This is a genomic window from Bartonella jaculi (assembly GCF_039543045.1).
GTDB lineage: Bacteria > Pseudomonadota > Alphaproteobacteria > Rhizobiales > Rhizobiaceae > Bartonella > Bartonella jaculi.
The window spans coordinates 4,653-9,658 of sequence record NZ_BAABIZ010000035.1; the positions used below are offsets into that span (position 1 = coordinate 4,653).

Genomic DNA, 5,006 nt, shown 5'->3' on the forward strand with positions numbered 1-5,006 from the left:
TAAAGCATGCGGTGCGGGATGAGCGAAAAGGATGGCTCTCTGTTGTATGGTTGGGACCATTGCCAACAGTCACTTCGCAAATGTTTGACGACAAGGATTGGGACACGGGTTTTGCGGCGCCATTATGGATGTAATGTTGGAGCATTCCAAGACGCCAATGCCAATCCTGCAACGATTTTACGTCTTTATCAAGAAATTGTACAAGCGCTCGATGATCCGGAATGCGGAGAACCTGGGTTTTCGTTGCAGAGAATTGATTTGACCAAAGCAACGCGTGAAGGCACATTCCATTTTGTTTTAACGGGTGTTTTTTATCCCGATGGGCATTTGGGGGATTGGTCACACAAAGAGCCAATGAGCATCAATTTAGAGGTTGGTGATGACAGAGTTTGAACCTTTACCTCTCCCACAACTCCCTTTGCCACAAATTATTGAAGAGCTTTCTGTTGAAGCCATTTTAGAGCAAAAGATCACGCGTTTGACTGAGCTTTTTGCGGCGCATCATATCCCTTACAATGTGGAAAAGACCGCTTATGATCCCGTGGTCATTCAATTACAAGCGGCGGCTTATGAAGAGTTGCTGTTGCGCCAGCGGATGAATGAAGTGGCACGGGATAATTTGCTCACATTTGCGCATGGCACAAGTTTAGACCATTTGGGGGATTTTCATGGGGTCACGCGCCTTTTAGATGAGGATGATGAGCGTTTTCGCCGCCGCATTCGTTTAAGCCGGCAAGGGCATTCTACAGGGGGGACAGCACCACGCTATCAATATTTTGCTCTCTCCAGTGATATCCATGTCAAAGATGCTTTTGTTTATCGTGTGGCTAAAAGCCCGCTTATTCATGTTGCGCTTTTTAGTGACGCCCCTTCAGGGGTGGCTGATGAGGCTTTGATTGCTAAGGTGCAAGCCGCCCTTGATTGCCCCCACGTTAAAATGACCAATGACCATATCCTTGTGAAAAGCGCGGTGCAGCGGATGATCGATATTTCTGCTGATCTTTGGTTGTTACCGGATGAAGGCTCCTTTGTTTTGGAAAGAGCGGAGCAGAATTTAAGAGCAGAATGGGCGCGTGTGCAAAAACTTGGGCGTGATCTCTCTTTAAGTTGGATACTAAGCCGCTTGATGGTTGAGGGTGTCCACCATGTGAACATAACGCACCCTTGTGAGGATATTTTGGTCGCACCTGATGAAGCGGTTGCACTAGGGGAGATTGTCTTGTCTGAACGGGGGCGTGCTTATTGATGCTTTCCTCACTTTTGCCACCGAATTCGAGCTTGTTTGAACGCTGTTTGGCAGAAGCAATGGCTTTTGACCCTCATGTTAAAAAGGCACTCGAAGAAATACCCCGCGCCAAATTTATCACGCGTCCGCCTTCTTGGTTGCCCTTTTTAAGAGACGAATATGGCTTACAAGAATTAAGCCCTTATTTCCCTAACCTTTATGATTTGATTGATCAAGGGCTTGCATGGCAAAATATTCGCGGCTCTATAGCGGCAATAGAGTTGGGGCTTGAATGGCTAGGGATTACAGCACGCTTTCAACCCGCCTGGACGGGGCGGGCATGGTGGAACTCCTTTCAACTCTACTTTGATCACTTGCCTGAACGAACGCAGCTTGAAGCTATTGAAGTAATCACCGACCTTTCCAAATGTCTGCGCTCTGATTTTCGCCGTGGTGTCATGGGTTATGATGTGGGGGCTATGGAAGGCAATATGTCACGCCTTGATGACAGCATGTTGGAGTATGAAAGCGGTGTGCGCTTAACAGCTGGGGGCACTTTGTTTTCCTTTGGGCGCACGACAGAGATAGAGCGCGTTCTCACAAGAGAAGAAGGCAGGCTTATTGGCAATTGGATAGATGACGGGGATGAAGAATTAAGCTGGAACAAAATCGATTACCCATGGGATTTGGCAAACTTTCCGTGGTGTTCGGTTAAAAAACATGAACGCGATATTCTCATGGCAGAGTGGTTTCGTAGTCGCACGCTTTATCTCGTATTAAGAGACAGCCAAAATGCCGTGATTGGCTATCGCCGATGCTATGCTGTAGCGCCTGTTGAACCAGCTTTGGAGGGTGTTTATCACCATTCAGGTGGCAGATTCCAACCCTCCCCGATAGGCACCATGCTGTTTCTGGCAGCGCGCACAGATTTTAAGGATGTTGACGGCAAACAAGCCGCCTCTGTTTCCCTCCTCGTTCATGGCTCTCTCGTAGAACAAACACCCCCTGGTAAACTTTGGTTAGGGGCTGATGAACTGCGTGGTGGTGTGGAGATCCTTAAAACACCTATCAACATTTCTTTGCGTGCTGATGTTCGCGAACAATTCAAGATTTTATTGAGGTTTTAACATGAAGCATGAAAGTGGCTTACCCTTTGCAATTGATCGCTCTCGTGGCAAAGATGAACAACAAAGCGTTGTGTTTTATGGACAACGCCCTTTTCTTCAAGCAGGAGAACTCAATGAAGTTCAAACCATCATAAGGGGGCGCCATAACCGCTTAGGGCGCCTTGTGGCACAAGAAGGAGACCGTGTTGAACGGGCGGACGCCTTTGTCAATAAAGATACAAGAACTGTCACTTTAACAGAGGGCAAGATTTATATCGCCGGCGATATTTTTCCTGTCTCAAATGCCGTCTTAGAGAATGTTTCTATGGTTGGACGCATAGAAATCGGTGTAAAACTGCAAAAAAGCTGGATAACTCATGAAGAGGACCCAGAGCTCTTAGGACAAGTTCCAGGATCTTTAGCAGAAGGAGAGGGAGGTGCGGCACGTGAGGTGGCAAAACTTGTCTGGGCTCTCAAAGATGATGACCAGCAAGGGGCTTTCTTTCCGGTCTATATTTTGCAAGATGGTGTTTTGATTGATCAAAAATCTCCCTCTCTGCTTGAACCAGCCATGCAAGCTATTGCGACGTACGACCGCGCCCATGGGCATTATATCGTGAATGGTTGCCGTGTCACAGCTTTGGGCCAAGAGGGACAAAAGCAAGTGTTCAGTATCCAAGAGGGAGAAGCCAATATCAACGGCTTTAAACGCAAACGCTTAGCCGCCTTGCGCCATGAAGAGATGGAAGACTTTTCGACAAGTGAAGTTCCTAGTGAAACCCATATTTTTGCGCCTCAAAGCAAAAAAACAAGCTTTACCTTTAAAACCTACTACACCCCCATTGCAGCTGTTCATTCCATTTTATTGACGAAAGAAAAAACCGTTTATGTCACCCGCGGGGCTATTACATCTGGGCGTGATGGCGTTCCTGACAAAAGTATCACTTCTTTTGTCAAAATCATTCAAGGAGGTAAGGAATTTAAAGAAGGCAAGGACTTTAAAAAGACCGGAGATACCATTGATTGGGCACCTATGGGCGATGAACCACTTCCTGGCAGTAGCTATACGGTGACCTATCGATATCGCGCAAGTGTGAAGGCTGATAAAGTTACAGCACAAGAAATCACTGTCTCAGATGGCGCGATGAACGGTGATATTATCGTGAATTACTCTTACAAACTCCCCCGCATTGACCGTATTGGATTAAATACAGGAGGTGATGTTGTTTATATCAAAGGGGTTTCGGCAGACCAACCCATGGCGCCCAGTGTTCCCGAAGATGTGCTTTCTCTTGCCACCATTACCAATAACTGGCTTGAAACACCCCTTGTGGTCAATGATGGCACACGTGTTGCCCCCTATGATGAGATGTGGCGTTATTTTCAACGCGTGCTCTCCCTTGACCGCTTGATGCAATTAGAGCGCATTAAAAGCAATGTGGATTCTAAAGAGCCAGTTGCCAAAAAAGGTATGTTTGCTGATCCTTTTCTCGATGACAGTTATCGAGATGAAGGTTTTGAACAAACAGGGGCTGTGGGAAACGGTATTTTACAGCTTGCCATTGACCCAACATTCTATACCGCTCCCTTGAACGCCCCTGTCACCCTTGACTGGACCAATGAAGTGATCATTGCGCAAGAGTTGACAACGGCTTGCGAAAAGATCAATCCTTATCAAAATTTTGCACCCCTGCCTGGTACAGTCACCCTTACCCCCGCGACAGACTTTTGGCATGTTGAGCGCACTGATTGGCTCTCTGGTGTGACCAATCAACTCAATATGGGCTGGAACCGTGGGAGAAGCATCGTTAAGACAGAAATCCGTGATGATTTGGTGAATACAACAAGGGAGCAAATCGATTTTTTAAGACAAATTCCGTTGAACTTTAAGATTGAAGGCTTTGGCAGTGGTGAAATCTTGGAAAGCCTTAGCTTTGATGGTGTCAATGTCTTGCCAACAAGCCATCTTGTTGCCAATAGCAAAGGCACCCTTGAAGGGAGTTTCAAGATTCCTCCAAACATTACGGCTGGGACAAAGAATGTTGTGGCACGCGGCAGAGGTGGAACAACAGCAACGGGGCTTTTTACCGGTCAAGGGGTGATTGATGTGAAGGTGATGCGGCGTACCACCACGGTGAAAATCTGGACAAAATTTGACCCGCAAGCACAAGTCTTTACCCCCGATGAAACACGGCAAATCACCGGCATTGATTTCCATCTTTGTAAAATAGGCAATCAAAACCATGATCTAGTGATTGATTTGGTCACTACCGAAAACGGCTATCCGACAGCTGATATTCAAGCCCAAACCTCCTATTCCATGAAGGGTGCCAAAACAGGCTGGGCTGGCGCACGCTATGCTGTTCCTTTGTTAGTGCCCGATGATCGTCTTACCGCCTTTGTGCTTAAAACTGATGATGGGGATCATTCCGTCTCTCTCGCCAAACTTGGAGATTTTGATAAAGACAACCAAAGATATGTCTCGAGCCACCCTTATGTGACGGGTCCTCGCTTTTCTTCTGTTAATGCGCAGAGCTGGAGCGCGCACCAAGATGAAGCCTTGGCGTTTCGGGTGTTGGCCGCCCGCTACAGACAAACAGAAAAAACGGTGGATTTAGGCACCTTTGATCTTGTGGACTGTTCTGATTTGCAAGTGCGTGCTGCCGTTGAATTGC

General features: G+C 47.1%; 4 protein-coding genes. All 4 read left to right on the forward strand.

Annotated features, from left to right (window positions below; translation table 11 throughout):
- Positions 1-6 precede the first annotated feature (6 nt).
- Positions 7-393, forward strand: coding sequence for a GPW/gp25 family protein (locus ABD915_RS08205; RefSeq protein WP_345117269.1), 387 nt, complete (start codon positions 7-9; stop codon positions 391-393).
- A complete protein-coding gene (locus ABD915_RS08210) occupies positions 380-1,246 on the forward strand; it encodes a baseplate J/gp47 family protein (protein ID WP_345117271.1) in 867 nt (288 codons plus the stop codon). Before ABD915_RS08205 ends, ABD915_RS08210 begins: the two co-directional genes overlap by 14 nt.
- Complete coding sequence (locus tag ABD915_RS08215) at positions 1,246-2,352, forward strand: phage tail protein (RefSeq protein ID WP_345117273.1); 1,107 nt, start codon at positions 1,246-1,248, stop codon at positions 2,350-2,352. Before ABD915_RS08210 ends, ABD915_RS08215 begins: the two co-directional genes overlap by 1 nt.
- Before the next feature lies 1 nt (position 2,353).
- The coding region (locus tag ABD915_RS08220; protein WP_345117275.1) for a DUF4815 domain-containing protein at positions 2,354-5,006 on the forward strand (2,653 nt) is incomplete at its 3' end.

Coding starts and splice junctions, on each gene's coding strand:
- ABD915_RS08205 (WP_345117269.1), top strand. CDS start 7: ATGCGGTGCGGGATGAGCGAAAAGGATGGCTCTCTGTTGTATGGTTGG.
- ABD915_RS08210 (WP_345117271.1), top strand. CDS start 380: ATGACAGAGTTTGAACCTTTACCTCTCCCACAACTCCCTTTGCCACAA.
- ABD915_RS08215 (WP_345117273.1), top strand. CDS start 1,246: ATGCTTTCCTCACTTTTGCCACCGAATTCGAGCTTGTTTGAACGCTGT.